This is a genomic window from Salmonella sp. SA14318, assembly GCF_029866905.1.
Lineage (GTDB): Bacteria > Pseudomonadota > Gammaproteobacteria > Enterobacterales > Enterobacteriaceae > Salmonella > Salmonella enterica.
This window is the reverse complement of record NZ_CP123282.1, coordinates 268,980-283,552: the sequence shown is the minus strand read 5'-3', so window position 1 is coordinate 283,552 and position 14,573 is coordinate 268,980. Positions and strand designations below refer to the sequence as shown.

Annotated in this window: 14 protein-coding genes and 1 pseudogene; 6 read left to right on the top strand and 9 right to left on the bottom strand. The window is 52.2% G+C overall.

The features are described 5' to 3' along the window. Positions 1-72: 72 nt before the first annotated feature. The gene (gene pitA / locus QEN32_RS01295; RefSeq protein ID WP_000902764.1) at positions 73-1,569 is read left to right on the top strand and encodes an inorganic phosphate transporter PitA; all 1,497 of its coding nucleotides are present in this window, start codon (positions 73-75) and stop codon (positions 1,567-1,569) included. A 139-nt stretch (positions 1,570-1,708) separates the two neighbouring features. On the opposite strand, the gene uspB is transcribed toward pitA, so the two are convergent. After that, positions 1,709-2,044, bottom strand: a complete 336-nt coding sequence (gene uspB, locus QEN32_RS01290; protein ID WP_000626193.1) for a universal stress protein UspB — start codon at positions 2,042-2,044, stop codon at positions 1,709-1,711. Positions 2,045-2,431: 387 nt separating this feature from the next. Here uspB and uspA point away from each other — a divergent pair, with 387 nt between their 5' ends. Then, the gene (gene uspA, locus QEN32_RS01285; RefSeq protein ID WP_000323565.1) at positions 2,432-2,866 is read left to right on the top strand and encodes a universal stress protein UspA; all 435 of its coding nucleotides are present in this window, start codon (positions 2,432-2,434) and stop codon (positions 2,864-2,866) included. A 324-nt stretch (positions 2,867-3,190) separates the two neighbouring features. Continuing rightward, positions 3,191-4,663: a dipeptide/tripeptide permease DtpB gene (gene dtpB / locus QEN32_RS01280; protein ID WP_001098275.1), complete on the top strand. Its 1,473-nt coding sequence runs from the start codon at positions 3,191-3,193 to the stop codon at positions 4,661-4,663. A 91-nt stretch (positions 4,664-4,754) separates the two neighbouring features. Here the strand turns inward: dtpB and rsmJ are convergent, their stop codons facing one another. The 3 genes from rsmJ to QEN32_RS01265 form a co-directional block, all read right to left on the bottom strand. After that, positions 4,755-5,513 carry a 16S rRNA (guanine(1516)-N(2))-methyltransferase RsmJ gene (rsmJ, locus tag QEN32_RS01275; protein ID WP_001165134.1) on the bottom strand — a complete coding sequence of 253 codons (759 nt, stop codon included), beginning with the start codon at positions 5,511-5,513 and terminating at the stop codon, positions 4,755-4,757. Positions 5,514-5,519: 6 nt separating this feature from the next. Then, the gene (gene prlC, locus QEN32_RS01270; RefSeq protein WP_000184178.1) at positions 5,520-7,562 is read right to left on the bottom strand and encodes an oligopeptidase A; all 2,043 of its coding nucleotides are present in this window, start codon (positions 7,560-7,562) and stop codon (positions 5,520-5,522) included. Between the two features lie 162 nt (positions 7,563-7,724). After that, positions 7,725-8,378: a hypothetical protein gene (locus QEN32_RS01265; protein ID WP_080189703.1), complete on the bottom strand. Its 654-nt coding sequence runs from the start codon at positions 8,376-8,378 to the stop codon at positions 7,725-7,727. Positions 8,379-8,655: 277 nt separating this feature from the next. Between QEN32_RS01265 and QEN32_RS01260 the strand changes: the two genes are divergently transcribed. From QEN32_RS01260 to gorA, 3 genes are all read left to right on the top strand, one after another. After that, positions 8,656-9,099, top strand: coding sequence for a hypothetical protein (locus QEN32_RS01260; RefSeq protein WP_000209570.1), 444 nt, complete (start codon positions 8,656-8,658; stop codon positions 9,097-9,099). A 120-nt stretch (positions 9,100-9,219) separates the two neighbouring features. Next, positions 9,220-10,062, top strand: coding sequence for a 23S rRNA (adenine(2030)-N(6))-methyltransferase RlmJ (locus tag QEN32_RS01255; protein ID WP_000954233.1), 843 nt, complete (start codon positions 9,220-9,222; stop codon positions 10,060-10,062). A 104-nt stretch (positions 10,063-10,166) separates the two neighbouring features. Continuing rightward, a complete protein-coding gene (gene gorA / locus QEN32_RS01250; protein WP_000160768.1) occupies positions 10,167-11,519 on the top strand; it encodes a glutathione-disulfide reductase in 1,353 nt (450 codons plus the stop codon). A gap of 46 nt (positions 11,520-11,565) precedes the next feature. On the opposite strand, the gene QEN32_RS01245 is transcribed toward gorA, so the two are convergent. The 5 genes and pseudogenes from QEN32_RS01245 to fraD all read right to left on the bottom strand — a co-directional run bounded on the left by QEN32_RS01245 (position 11,566) and on the right by fraD (position 14,567). Continuing rightward, positions 11,566-11,670: an asparginase gene (locus QEN32_RS01245; protein WP_276588210.1), complete on the bottom strand. Its 105-nt coding sequence runs from the start codon at positions 11,668-11,670 to the stop codon at positions 11,566-11,568. Next, positions 11,663-11,722 carry a hypothetical protein gene (locus tag QEN32_RS01240; RefSeq protein WP_265322225.1) on the bottom strand — a complete coding sequence of 20 codons (60 nt, stop codon included), beginning with the start codon at positions 11,720-11,722 and terminating at the stop codon, positions 11,663-11,665. The genes QEN32_RS01245 and QEN32_RS01240 overlap by 8 nt, the downstream gene beginning before the upstream one ends. A 193-nt stretch (positions 11,723-11,915) precedes the next feature. Continuing rightward, positions 11,916-12,290: pseudogene (gene fraE / locus QEN32_RS01235) on the bottom strand (fructose-asparagine asparaginase); the annotation flags it as partial. 58 nt (positions 12,291-12,348) lie between these two features. Further along, positions 12,349-13,668 (bottom strand): anaerobic C4-dicarboxylate transporter family protein, encoded by a 1,320-nt coding sequence (locus tag QEN32_RS01230; RefSeq protein ID WP_265322197.1) that lies wholly within the window; start codon positions 13,666-13,668, stop codon positions 12,349-12,351. 53 nt (positions 13,669-13,721) lie between these two features. Then, positions 13,722-14,567, bottom strand: a complete 846-nt coding sequence (gene fraD / locus QEN32_RS01225; RefSeq protein ID WP_265322224.1) for a fructose-aspartate kinase — start codon at positions 14,565-14,567, stop codon at positions 13,722-13,724. Positions 14,568-14,573 lie beyond the last annotated feature (6 nt).

Sequence of the window (14,573 nt, the reverse complement as noted above, 5' to 3'; positions counted from 1 at the left end):
TTCACTTTGCCCGCGCCGCCAAAGTCACTGATAATGCGCCGCGTTCATGTCCTCAAAATGGCGTAACGTCCTATGCTACATTTGTTTGCTGGCCTGGATTTACATACCGGGCTTTTATTATTGCTTGCTCTGGCTTTTGTGCTGTTCTACGAAGCGATTAACGGCTTCCATGACACAGCCAATGCAGTCGCAACCGTGATTTACACCCGTGCGATGCGTTCGCAGCTGGCGGTTGTCATGGCGGCGGTGTTTAACTTTTTTGGCGTTTTGCTGGGGGGTCTCAGCGTGGCGTATGCCATTGTGCATATGCTACCGACGGATCTCCTGCTCAACATGGGTTCCGCGCACGGCCTCGCTATGGTCTTTTCCATGTTGCTGGCGGCGATTATCTGGAACCTCGGTACCTGGTATTTCGGGTTGCCGGCGTCCAGTTCCCACACGCTGATTGGCGCCATTATCGGCATCGGTTTAACCAATGCGATGATGACCGGCACGTCAGTGGTGGATGCGCTTAACATCCCGAAAGTTATCAATATTTTCGGTTCACTCATTATCTCCCCTATTGTCGGTCTGGTATTCGCCGGCGGTCTGATTTTCTTGCTGCGCCGCTACTGGAGCGGTACTAAGAAACGCGCCCGTATCCACCTGACGCCAGCCGAACGTGAAAAGAAAGACGGCAAGAAAAAGCCGCCGTTCTGGACGCGTATCGCGCTAATCCTCTCAGCTATCGGCGTGGCGTTTTCGCATGGCGCGAACGATGGTCAGAAAGGCATTGGCCTGGTCATGCTGGTGCTGATTGGCGTCGCGCCTGCGGGTTTCGTGGTCAATATGAATGCCTCCAGCTACGAAATCACCCGTACGCGCGATGCTATCAACAATGTCGAAACGTACTTTGAGCAGCGTCCTGACCTGCTGAAAGCCGTCACCGGCGTTGACCAACTGATTCCCTCTCCGGAGCCGGGCGCGACTGAACCGACTGAATTCCACTGCCATCCGGCTAACACCATTAACGCGCTTAACCGTGCGAAAGGGATGCTGGCAAACGTGGAAAGCTACGACAAGTTAAGCGTTGAACAGCGTAGTCAGTTGCGTCGCATTATGCTGTGCATTTCCGACACGACCGACAAAGTCGTGAAATTGCCTGGCGTAAGCAGCGATGACCAGCGCCTGCTGAAAAAGCTGAAGACCGATATGTTAAGCACCATTGAGTATGCGCCAGTGTGGATCATTATGGCAGTGGCGTTGGCGCTGGGTATTGGTACGATGATCGGCTGGCGTCGCGTGGCGACCACTATCGGCGAGAAAATTGGTAAAAAAGGCATGACGTATGCGCAGGGAATGTCGGCGCAGATGACGGCGGCAGTCTCTATCGGTCTTGCCAGCTACACCGGTATGCCAGTTTCTACCACCCACGTACTCTCCTCTTCAGTGGCGGGAACCATGGTCGTTGATGGCGGCGGGTTGCAGCGTAAAACCGTGACCAGCATTCTGATGGCCTGGGTATTTACGTTACCGGCGGCGATTATTCTTTCCGGCGTGCTGTACTGGCTTTCCCTGAAGATTATTTAAGCCAAATGGGCCGGATAGCGCTGTCGCTAATCCGGCCTGTCAGGATGAAACGACACAGGCCTGACAGGCCGCTACAAGCGGCGTCATCCGGAGGCTTATCTAATACGAGCGGGTCAGGAAACTGGCCCGCTTTTTTTATTCAGTGCCAAATCATGAGCGCAATCAAGCTCACCACCACCAAACCGCATAACGCGCTGGTCAGCAGAAACTGGCGGCGCACGCGTTCACAACGGCGAATAAATTCTTCATCATGATGATCGCGATAGCGCTGAGCGTAGATATACCATACCAGGCGCACCTGTTTGTTGGGCTGACCATGCGTGGTAAAGAAGCCGCCGCCATCGACATATTGATAGAGCAAAGGATCGCAACCACGAAGTACCACTAACAGTGCGCGTAGCGATGAGAAATAGCGCGCCATATTAACAATGCAAACGACACATAAAGCCCAGAATAGTGAGACGGTGCTTATCATATCTCCTCCCCGGCGACCCGCCCACGGAGTTCCTCTCCGGGACTACCGCTCCCCGATACCCTGCCAGACAATCAGTGAAAGAGTACTACGAAAGCCGTCCATATTAGCGCTCCGCATTCGAACGGCTCTTATACACATTGTAGGAGATCAGTTAATTTTTTTACCAGAAGGTTAATCACTATCAATGCAATTCCCTGAAAATTTTGTTTAACTAACTGGCAAGCAAGGCAGATTGACGGATTATCCTGGTCGCTATAATGTAAGGATAGTTATGGTAAACGGCTGAGCTAGCCCCGCGCATAGAGTTCGCAGGACGCGGGTGACGCGGCGGCATAAGAAACGCCAGTAGCTCAATGGTCATCGACAACTTATGGAAGGAGTAACACTATGGCTTATAAACACATTCTTATCGCAGTTGATCTCTCCCCGGAAAGTAAAGTTCTGGTTGAAAAAGCGGTCTCTATGGCGCGCCCCTACAACGCGAAAATCTCCCTCATCCACGTTGATGTGAACTATTCTGACCTGTACACCGGTCTGATTGACGTCAATCTGGGCGATATGCAGAAACGTATCTCCGAAGAAACCCACCACGCGCTGACCGAGCTGTCTACCAACGCTGGCTACCCTATCACTGAAACCCTGAGCGGTAGCGGCGATTTGGGCCAGGTGCTGGTTGACGCCATCAAGAAATACGATATGGATCTGGTCGTTTGCGGTCATCACCAGGACTTCTGGAGCAAACTGATGTCTTCTGCGCGCCAGCTGATCAACACCGTTCACGTTGACATGCTGATTGTGCCACTGCGCGACGAAGAAGAGTAATACTTGCCGTGCCGGCTGGCGGCTAAGACCGCATCTGGTCTATAGTCAATCAGGTTGGCCTGAACCATCAGGCAAATTCCGGCTATCAACAACAACGCCCGCTTATGTGGGCGTTTTGTTTATCCCCCCTTCTTCGCAGTACTCAGTACATCATTCCATCACACCAAACATAATTAGTGTGATCCACTAATTAGTTTGCGTATCATTTGTATAATAACCTATTGATCAGGCTAATAACCGCAGTCTATATCAGGGTAAGTCTTTTCGGCGCGTTTTGATATACGCGCTCATACGTTTCGGGATGGCATTAAAAGGCGAAGGAATATGAATACAACTGCACCTACGGGCTTGCTGCAGCAACCTCGTCCATTTTTCATGATCTTTTTTGTAGAATTATGGGAACGATTTGGCTATTACGGCGTCCAGGGCATCCTGGCGGTCTTTTTCGTTAAACAATTGGGTTTTTCTCAGGAACAGGCCTTTATTACCTTTGGCGCTTTTGCAGCGCTGGTTTATGGCCTGATCTCTATCGGCGGCTATGTTGGCGACCATCTGTTAGGGACTAAACGCACCCTGGTCCTGGGCGCGATTGTGCTGGCAATTGGCTATTTTATGACCGGCATGTCGCTATTAAATCCCGATCTGATTTTTATCGCACTGGGTACGATTGCCGTGGGCAACGGGTTATTTAAAGCCAATCCCGCCAGCCTGCTCTCTAAATGCTATCAGCCTAAAGATCCCCGGCTGGATGGCGCTTTCACCCTGTTTTATATGTCGATTAACATCGGTTCTTTGTTATCGCTATCGCTGGCGCCGGTGATTGCCGATAAATTTGGCTATGCGGTGACCTATAATCTGTGCGGCGCTGGTTTAATTGTTGCGCTTCTGGTGTACTTCGCCTGCCGTGGCATGGTGAAAAATATCGGTTCTGAACCGGATCATAAACCGCTACGTTTTCGCAATTTGCTGCTGGTACTGCTCGGCACCGTCGTCATGATTTTCCTCTGCGCCTGGCTGATGCACAACGTTAAGATTGCCAATCTGGTGCTCATCGTCCTTTCTATCGTCGTCACTATTTTCTTCTTTCGCGAAGCGTTTCGTCTGGATAAAACCGGCCGCAATAAAATGTTCGTGGCGTTTATTCTGATGATTGAAGCCGTGCTGTTTTACATTCTGTATGCGCAGATGCCTACCTCGCTGAACTTCTTTGCGATTAATAACGTGCATCATGAAATTCTTGGATTCGCCATTAACCCGGTGAGTTTTCAGGCGCTGAACCCATTCTGGGTGGTCGTCGCCAGTCCGGTACTGGCAGCGATTTACACCCGACTGGGTAGCAAAGGCAAAGATCTGACTATGCCGATGAAGTTTACGCTCGGCATGTTCCTCTGCGCGCTGGGTTTTCTGACCGCCGCCGCCGCCGGGATGTGGTTTGCCGATGCGCAAGGACTGACGTCGCCGTGGTTTATCGTGCTGGTGTATCTGTTCCAGAGTCTGGGCGAGTTGCTGATTAGCGCGCTGGGACTGGCAATGGTCGCCGCTCTGGTGCCGCAGCATCTGATGGGCTTTATTCTGGGAATGTGGTTCCTGACCCAGGCCGCCGCCTTCCTGCTCGGCGGTTATGTGGCGACCTTCACTGCCGTACCGGAAAACATCACCGATCCGTTGCAGACGCTGCCCATTTATACCGGCGTCTTTAGCAAAATTGGTCTGGTAACGCTGGCGGTCACCGTGGTGATGGCCATTATGGTGCCGTGGTTAAACCGAATGATTAATACGCCAGGTACCGAACAGTAATACTCAGTGCCGGATGCGGCTTACGCCTTATCCGGCCTACAAATAATTGAGAATCGTAGGCCCGATAAGCGCAACGCCATCGGGCAATCCGTTACTCCGTCAGAGGGGTTCCGGCATAAATATCAAACCGATGCCCTTTGGTAACGATGGCGTTGGGCGTCGCGACATCCGCCAGCGGCGGCGCATAATCGGGACGTTTGACCACCACGCGTTTGGTCGCCAACTGACGCGCCGGTTCCAGCAGTCCGTCGGCGTCGAGATCCGGCCCCACCAGCGACTGAAACACCCGCATCTCTTTCTTCACCAGCGCGCTTTTCTGCCGGTGAGGAAACATCGGATCGAGGTAGACCACCTGCGGGCGCGGCGTGATATCGGTCAACGCCGTCAGGCTGGAAGCATGAATCAACTGCAAACGCTCCTGAAGCCAGCCGCCAATATCCGCATCGGCGTAGCCGCGCGTCAGACCGTCATCGAGCAGCGCGGCGACCACCGGATTACGCTCCAGCATCCGCACACGGCAACCGACGGACGCCAGCACAAACGCATCGCGCCCCAGTCCGGCCGTGGCATCAACCACATCCGGCAGATAATCGCCTTTGATACCGACAGCTTTCGCCACCGCTTCGCCGCGCCCGCCGCCGAACTTACGTCGATGGGCCATCGCGCCGCCAACAAAATCGACGAAAATGCCGCCGAGCTTCGGTTCGTCGCGCTTGCGCAGCTCCAGATGTTGCGGCGTCATCACCAGCGCCATCGGGTTGTCTTCGTCATGCTCCAGTCCCCAGCGGGCAGCCAGAACAGATAAGGCGCCGTCTGTGGCGCCCGTTTCATCCATTAAGCAGATTTGCACGTAAAATCAGCCTTTAATCCCGTAATGCTCCAGCATCGCGTCCAGTTGTGGTTCACGGCCACGGAAGCGTTTAAAGAGTTCCATCGGCTCTTCAGAACCACCGCGAGTCAGGATGTTATCAAGGAACGACTGACCGGTCTCACGGTTGAAAATGCCTTCCTCCTCAAAGCGGGAATACGCGTCCGCCGCCAGGACGTCGGCCCACAGATAGCTGTAGTAGCCTGCCGCATAGCCGCCAGCAAAGATATGGCTGAATGCATGTGGGAAGCGGCCCCATGTCGGAGACGGCACCACGGCGACCTGTTTTTTAATTTCAAAGAGCGTCTCAAGAATTTTCGCTCCTTGCTGCGGATTAAATTCCGCATGCAGACGGAAATCAAACAGACCGAACTCCAGTTGACGCAGAATAAACAGCGCCGCCTGATAGTTTTTCGCCGCCAGCATTTTATCCAGCAGTTCCTTCGGCAACGGCTCGCCGGTTTCATAGTGGCCGGAGATAAACGCCAGCGCTTCCGGCTCCCAGCACCAGTTTTCCATAAACTGACTTGGCAGTTCGACCGCGTCCCACGGCACCCCGCTGATACCGGAGACCCCGGCGGTCTCAATGCGGGTCAGCATATGATGCAGGCCATGACCAAACTCGTGGAACAGGGTGATCACTTCGTCATGGGTAAACAGAGCGGGTTTACCGTTCACCGGACGGTTGAAATTACAGGTCAGATAAGCGACCGGCTTTTGCAATGTGCCGTCCGCTTTACGCATCTGGCCGACACAGTCGTCCATCCACGCCCCGCCGCGTTTGTGTTCACGCGCGTACAGGTCAAGGTAGAAGCTGCCGCGCAGCTCGTTATTTTCGTCATACAGTTCAAAGAAACGCACTTCCGGGTGCCAGACATCAACGTCAGTACGCTCTTTGGCAGTGATGCCGTAAATACGTTTCACCACTTCAAACAGGCCATTCACGGCTTTGTTTTCCGGGAAGTACGGACGTAGCTGCTCATCGCTGATGCTGTACAGGTGCTGTTTTTGCTTTTCACTGTAGTACGCGATATCCCACGGTTGCAGCTCCTCAACGCCAAATTCGGCTTTGGCGAAGGCGCGCAGCTGGGCCAGCTCTTTTTCCCCCTGCGGACGGGCGCGTTTCGCCAGATCGGTTAAGAAATCGAGCACCTGCTGCGGATTTTCCGCCATCTTGGTGGCCAGCGATTCATGGGCATAATTTTCGAAGCCCAGCAGTTGCGCCAGTTCATGGCGCAGCGCAAGAATTTCTTCCATCACCGGGCTGTTATCCCACTTACCGGCGTTCGGCCCCTGGTCGGAGGCGCGAGTGGAATAGGCGCGATACATCTCTTCACGCAACGCCTGGTTGTCGCAGTAGGTCATCACCGGCAGATAGCTCGGGATATCCAGAGTCAGCAGGTAACCTTCCTGCTCTTTGGCTTCCGCCTGGGCTTTAGCGGCGGCGAGCGCGCTTTCCGGCATTCCCGCCAGCTCGGCTTCGTCGGTGATGAGCTTCGTCCAGCCCATAGTGGCATCGAGCACATTATTGCTGTACTGGTTGCCCAGCTCAGACAGGCGAGTGGCGATTTCGCCGTAACGCTGCTGTTTCTCTTTCGGCAGGCCGATGCCGGACAGTTCAAAATCACGTAGCGCGTTATCAACCGCTTTCTTCTGCGCGGTATTCAGAGTGGCGTAATGATCGCCGTCGCGCAGGTCGCGGTACGCGTTGTACAGTCCTTCATGTTGCCCAACCCAGGTGCTGTATTCAGACAGCAGCGGCAGCGTCTGTTCGTAGGCTTCACGCAGCTCCGGACTATTTTTCACCGAGTTTAAGTGGCTAATTGGCGAGAAAATACGCCCCAGAACATCGTCGGCTTCCGCCAACGGCTGGCAGAGGTTTTCCCAGCTATACGGCGCGCCATGCGCCACAACGCCTTCTACCGCCGCCCGGCAATCGGCCAACGCTTTGGTGACCGCAGGCACCACATGCTCCGGTTTAATTGCAGAAAAAGGCGGCAGTGAAAAAGACGTTAGTAATGGATTGGTCATATGCGCAGTCCTGGTCTAAAAAAGAAATGAAGCGCTCTATCGCGCTTTCGCTATGGATCTAGAATGGGGGATAGTTGGGGGAATTTCAATGATGGTGGGCGCTCATTTCACCCGTGCAGCAACGCCAGCATCCGAACGTAGGCATTGCTGCTGAATCCAATTTTAACGACTGAAGATCAGTAGCTGTAGCGGCATAGTGACAATATCCAGCGCCAAAGTTACCGGCAGCAACACTCTGCCAAATTTTGCCCCGGACATACTGCGCTGATACTGATAGAACTCAACGGTGAAAGGATGGTAAAACGCTAGCTGCTGCGTAACGCTCTGATCTTTATTTTTCTGATGGATAGTCCCCTTCAGGTCCATGACGGATAGCGTGCAATTTACCGCGCCGTCTGCACAAATAAACCCATAGCCTACCGCTGTCAGTTTATCTTTCTCGTCCACCCAGGCGTAAGTCACATTGACTTCACCCGTAAACTCCTTCTTATCTGTATCAATCAGGAATTTAACACCATCCTTTACTCGCATTTTATCCCGGCGAATAGTCGCATCTTTTAACAGCGCCACCACATTATCGCCGCCCTGAGTCAACAGGTAGTCAAAATGTTCGCCAACAAACACCCAGCCCGTTTTCCCGTTGCTATCTTTACCTAAGGAAAGCGCGGTAACGGTATCCGATTTCCAGGTAGACTGATGACGATTGCCATCTTTATCGGTGGCAAGTATCAGCCCAAATGAAAGACAGCCCGACAGTGAACAGCAAACCAGTAATAAAAACAGCGTGCGAACGACACATTTTCCATAATGGAACATCAATGAATCCTTTCTTTTCTATTATTAGCGCTATCGTTTTAATCAAATAAACAAGGTAAAACCAGCACTATCATCATAATAAAAACGATTTCAGAATAAGACCCGACAGGGGTAAGTCAGTGGACGCGTCGCGGCATGATTAGCGTTAAATTCAGATAGGCTTTTCATGGGTGTTTTTCTGAAAACAGGGCCGTGGCATCAATCGCTGTCATTTTTGCGCAAACTGCCCATGTATAATATTCTCAACTTTTTCGTTTCTGGAATACAAGGATTGTATATGACCACGTTATTACAGGTTATTGTACTGATATTTATTGTTTTCTTTATTTTCCCTGGGCGAAAAATTTTCCGTCGGAGTAAGCATCTGCAAGATGGCCGTAAATTAATTTCATCTTCTTCGCTGATGCTGCGAAAATTTGGCAGTTCTCGCGGCTATAACGCGGATTACTACTTTGACATGCAGTACCTCTATGAAGTCGCGGACGGTATCACCACCGCGATACCACTCACCAGCATTATTGAGGCGAAACCGGGAACAACGAGAGTCAGTGGTCGTTCAGTCTGGTCAGTCGACTGGATAACAGCGGAAGGGCAAAGAAAACAGACGCGCTTCCTTCATAACTACACCCTATTCAATCAAAGTTTTGCCACCTTCCTTAAGACCGTGAAACAGGCCAATCCAGACGCCTGCATCACTTCGTTGACGTTATTTACGCTCTGACGCCACAGCCTACTTGTTTTTCCTCCTGACCAACGGCGATAAAAGCGCAAGAGCGGTAATCTCTACGGATCTGCGGTAAACTATCGGCTAACTTGTTTACTTCCCGGAATATCTGCATCCATGCTCAGTTATCGTCACAGCTTTCACGCTGGCAACCACGCCGACGTCCTTAAACATACCGTTCAGAGCCTGATCATCGAGTCGCTAAAAGAGAAAGAAAAACCGTTTCTCTATCTGGACACGCACGCGGGCGCAGGGCGTTATCAGTTGGGCAGCGAACATGCTGAACGTACCGGAGAGTATCTGGAAGGCATCGCCCGTATCTGGCAGCAGGACGATCTGCCCGCCGAACTGGAACCGTATATTAGCGTCGTAAAACATTTCAACCGCAGCGGGCAGTTACGCTACTATCCGGGCTCCCCGTTAATCGCCCGCCAGTTGCTGCGTGAGCAGGACAGTCTGCAACTCACGGAATTGCATCCCAGCGACTTCCCACTGTTGCGCGCGGAGTTTCAAAAAGACAACCGCGCCCGCGTGGAACGCGCTGACGGCTATCAGCAACTGAAAGCCAAATTGCCGCCGGTTTCCCGCCGCGGTCTGATCCTCATTGACCCACCTTATGAAATGAAAACCGATTACCAGGCGGTAGTCAGCGGCATCAGCGAGGGTTATAAACGTTTCGCCACCGGTACATACGCGCTATGGTATCCGGTGGTGCTCCGCCAGCAAATTAAGCGCATGATTCATGATCTGGAGGCCACCGGCATCCGTAAAATCCTGCAAATTGAGCTGGCGATCCGCCCGGACAGCGATCAGCGCGGGATGACGGCGTCCGGTATGATCGTGGTTAACCCGCCGTGGAAACTGGAGCAGCAGATGAACAACGTGCTACCGTGGCTGCACAGCAGGTTGGCGCCAAACGGTCACGGACACACTTCGGTAAGCTGGATCGTGCCGGAGTAATCACAGCCATCGGTGGAACCTTTCACCTTCAGGTATACAATCGCGAATATTTTGGCGGGTAGCGCAGAATCTATCCGTCCGACAACGAACATAAAGGAGCGGTCATGACCAAACACTATGATTACATCGCTATCGGCGGCGGCAGCGGCGGTATCGCCTCGATTAACCGCGCCGCTATGTACGGCCAGAAATGTGCGCTCATCGAAGCCAAAGAGCTGGGCGGCACCTGTGTTAACGTGGGCTGCGTGCCGAAGAAAGTGATGTGGCATGCCGCGCAGATTCGTGAAGCGATTCATCTGTATGGCCCGGACTACGGTTTTGACGCCACGATTAATCAGTTCGACTGGAGCAAGCTGATTGCCAGCCGTACCGCGTATATTGACCGCATCCATACTTCATACGACAACGTGCTGGGCAAAAATAACGTGGATGTGATTAAAGGCTTTGCCCGCTTTGTCGATGCCAAAACCATTGAAGTGAACGGCGAAACCATCACCGCCGACCATATTTTGATCGCTACCGGCGGCCGTCCGAGCCATCCGAGCATTCCAGGCGTGGAATACGGCATTGATTCCGACGGTTTCTTTGCGCTGTCTGCCTTGCCGGAGCGCGTCGCAGTGGTAGGCGCAGGTTATATCGCCGTTGAACTGGCTGGCGTTATCAACGCGCTGGGGGCGAAAACGCATCTGTTTGTCCGTAAACATGCGCCGCTGCGCAGTTTTGACCCGATGATTAGCGAAACGCTGGTTGAGGTGATGAACGCCGAAGGCCCGCAACTGCATACTCACGCCGTGCCGAAAGCGGTGGTGAAAAACGCCGACGGCAGTCTGACTCTGGAACTGGAAGATGGCCGCAGTGAAACCGTTGATTGCCTGATCTGGGCCATTGGTCGCGAACCGTCGACCGACAATATTAATCTGGCGGCAGCGGGCGTGAAAACCAATGAAAAAGGTTACATCATTGTCGATAAATTCCAGAATACCAACATTGAAGGCATTTACGCCGTTGGCGACAACACTGGCGCGGTAGAGCTAACGCCAGTCGCCGTCGCCGCCGGTCGCCGTCTCTCCGAGCGCCTGTTTAACAACAAGCCGGACGAGCATCTGGACTACAGCAACATCCCGACCGTGGTCTTTAGCCATCCGCCTATCGGCACCGTCGGGTTAAGCGAGCCGCAGGCGCGCGAGCAGTACGGCGACGAGCAGGTGAAAGTCTATAAATCATCGTTTACCGCTATGTATACCGCGGTGACGACGCATCGCCAGCCGTGCCGTATGAAGCTGGTCTGCGTCGGGCCGGAAGAAAAAATTGTGGGTATCCACGGTATCGGCTTCGGCATGGATGAAATGTTGCAGGGCTTCGCAGTGGCGCTGAAGATGGGCGCTACCAAGAAAGACTTCGATAATACCGTCGCCATCCACCCGACCGCATCGGAAGAGTTTGTGACCATGCGTTAAGATCTTGTGCGCCCATCTTCGAGGGTGGGCGCACAAGCCTGCATGATTAATACGTACTGAAATAACTCTGGATCAGTTCCGGATTACGCGTCTGAGTTAATGCCGTCATCAGCAACACTCGCGCCTTCGCCGGGTTGAGCGAGTCAGACAGCAGCCCTGGCTGCCCTTGCGCCATCGGCGCTGATTGCCGACGCGGGCCGCATTGCAGCGGTAAACACCACCGGTTTGTCGCTTTTCACGGTCAAATTAAGAGCCTATCCCAGTAGGCGTTATTGGCGCAGCCAGTTTGGACACGGACAGCGCGCAAAAACCGGAGCGTACACGTAGTACGTGAGGATTTTGAGCACTGCCCAGGACCAAAATGGCAAGTAAAATAGCCCTAATGGGATAGGCTCTAAGAAAGTAGGCGGTTTCATCGAGCGTGTCAGTGCCATGAGTAATGACCACACCGTCAACATCATCCCGCGCCAATAACGCATTCACCTTCTGTGAAAGTTTCAGGATAATATCGCTGGTCATATTTTCGCTACCAATATTCGCCACCTGCTCGCCGTCAACGCGAGCGATATTATTCATTTCCGGCACGGCATTTATTAATGTTTGCACGCCAAGTTCACCGGATTTATATCCGGCGGTTTGCGTATTATTGGCTGCCGTCCCGGCGATAGTACCGCCTGTCGCGAGAATAACAATATGCGGTAGTGACGTTGTGCTAAATACACAGTGGCTGATGAGCAGCAACACGGTGGCCATGAAAACTCTGATTTTCATTTTCTTCCTCTGAATTAAAAATAATAAGTGACGTGTGCTATAAAAAATTTAATAACAATCAGGCCAGAACCATTTTTCCTATTAACAGCCCGACAATGACCGAGACAATCACGTTAACTAATCCGGGACGCATAAAACTATGGTTAAGCACATATTTGCCGATACGCGTCGTACCGGTATCGTCAAACGCCAGCGCCGCCAGACACTGCCCCGCCACCGGAATAAAGAAATAGCCGTTAACGGCAGGCCAGGAACCGATTAATGCATAAGCGGGCAACCCTAACGCCAGCCCCAGCGGCAACAGAATTAACGTCGTTGCCGCCTGGCTGCTGACCATAGCGGACACGAAAAACATCATAATGGCGATAAGCCAGGTATGCTGTTGCAATAGAGTTTGCACTTCTGCCTTAATCAACGCGATATGACCATTCACGAACGTCTCACTCATCCAGGCCAGGCCGAAGGCGCAGACAATCGCCAGCGCGCCCGCCCGAAATACCGTACCGCTGATAATTTGATCGACCTGCGGTCGGCATAACAACACAATCAGGCAGGCAAAAGAGAGCATCGTAATCTGGATAGCGGCGGACATCGAAAGCGGTTGTAGCCCTTTCGCTGTTTCCACCATGGGCCGCAGCGCCGGAATCAGTCCTAACAGAACGATAACGATCGCGCTGGTCAGAAATAACGCCACCGACAATTTGGCGCGCGAAGTGACCACCGTATTTTTACTTTCTTTCTGCACAGGTTTAATTAACCCTTCAGCAAGCCGACGTTGATATTCCGGATCGTCTTTTAACTCTTTTCCTTTATTAAAGGTCGCTATTGCCCCCATCGCTACGCCGATTAACGTGGCGGGCACGCAAATCATCATAATGGTTGAAATAGAGACGCCCAACGGCGCCATTAAACCAATCATCGCCGCCATGGCGGCAGATATAGGACTGGCGGTGATCGCCTGTTGCGATGCGATAACGGAAATAGATAAAGGACGTTCCGGTCGAATACCAGAATCCCGTGCGACTTCAGAAATAACCGGTAACAAGCTATAAACGACATGCCCCGTTCCTGACATAAAAGTGAATATATAACAGATAAACGGCGCTAATAACGTAATGTAACGAGGGTGGCGACGCAGAATTTTTTCCGCCAGTTTGACCAGTAAATCCAGCCCGCCGGAGGCCTGTAAAGAAGCGGCCGCCAGGACAACAGAAAGAATAATCAGAATAACATCAATCGGTGGCGTAGAAGGCGTCAGGCCAAAAATAAAAACCATCACGCCGACGCCTAACCCGCCGACCATCCCTAAAAATACGCCGCCGATCCTGGCGCCTATCATCAGGGCCACAAGGATAAAACATAATTCCGTCCAAAACATACTTCCTCCTGGGTTATCTGGAGTGAGTGTCGCTTTACATTAAGGGACGTAACCTATTGTGCAAACGGTTTACCAAAACCAAATGCGCCGTAATGAGATAATACCTGCGCCGCCGATTTCCCGTCCTGCCGCATGGCGCGTAGCACGCTTTCTTTATCGGGTTCCGCCATACCCGATTGCAAAATGGAAAGCAAAAAACCGGTTAAGAAGGCGTCGCCTGCGCCCAGCGTATCGACAGGTTCGATATAAGCAGGTTGCCACTCCAGATAATCCGCGCCGGAAAAATAATAAACTTTTTCATGCCCGCAGGTGGCAATAATATGCCGACAGCCATAACGATAAAGTTTATTGAGTTTTATTTTGATTTCATCTGGCGATAACCCGCTACAGGAGACAAATCCATAATCTACCCACGGGCATACCTTTTCAAAATAGTCGTCTGTACCGCGCCCGGAAAAATCAAAAGAGAGTAAGACGGTTTGTTGTTTAATTTTCTCCAGTTCCGATTCCAGGTGGCCGTTAATACTGGAATGGACTAAGGTAAATTGTGATATATAGCGAAGATCGTCGTCAGACAGACTAAAAGGATGTTCCCGCAATACGCCGTTTTTGTTGCTGGCGACAAATTGTCGATCGCCATGCGAGAGACGGATACAGGCATACCCATTTTCGCCGGTATAATGGCGGCTGTGAGAGATGTCTATCTGTAGCTGGTGTAATACATCCTGTACGTGCTGCGCGGCGTCGTCATTGCCAAACGCCCCCATAAACGCGCTGGAGATGTCTGCTAATTTCGCATAGACAGCAAAATTTAATGCATTACCGCCGGGGTACATGATGCCGGAATGCAGGTATTTATCGACAACGTTGTCGCCAATACCCAATACGCTGATGCTCATCATTAT

Coding starts and splice junctions, on each gene's coding strand:
- QEN32_RS01260 (WP_000209570.1), top strand. CDS start 8,656: ATGACCACGTTATTACAGGTTATTGTACTGATATTTATTGTTTTCTTT.
- fraD (WP_265322224.1), bottom strand. CDS start 14,567: ATGAGCATCAGCGTATTGGGTATTGGCGACAACGTTGTCGATAAATAC.
- QEN32_RS01255 (WP_000954233.1), top strand. CDS start 9,220: ATGCTCAGTTATCGTCACAGCTTTCACGCTGGCAACCACGCCGACGTC.
- pitA (WP_000902764.1), top strand. CDS start 73: ATGCTACATTTGTTTGCTGGCCTGGATTTACATACCGGGCTTTTATTA.
- uspA (WP_000323565.1), top strand. CDS start 2,432: ATGGCTTATAAACACATTCTTATCGCAGTTGATCTCTCCCCGGAAAGT.
- uspB (WP_000626193.1), bottom strand. CDS start 2,044: ATGATAAGCACCGTCTCACTATTCTGGGCTTTATGTGTCGTTTGCATT.
- gorA (WP_000160768.1), top strand. CDS start 10,167: ATGACCAAACACTATGATTACATCGCTATCGGCGGCGGCAGCGGCGGT.
- prlC (WP_000184178.1), bottom strand. CDS start 7,562: ATGACCAATCCATTACTAACGTCTTTTTCACTGCCGCCTTTTTCTGCA.
- dtpB (WP_001098275.1), top strand. CDS start 3,191: ATGAATACAACTGCACCTACGGGCTTGCTGCAGCAACCTCGTCCATTT.
- QEN32_RS01230 (WP_265322197.1), bottom strand. CDS start 13,668: ATGTTTTGGACGGAATTATGTTTTATCCTTGTGGCCCTGATGATAGGC.
- QEN32_RS01265 (WP_080189703.1), bottom strand. CDS start 8,378: ATGTTCCATTATGGAAAATGTGTCGTTCGCACGCTGTTTTTATTACTG.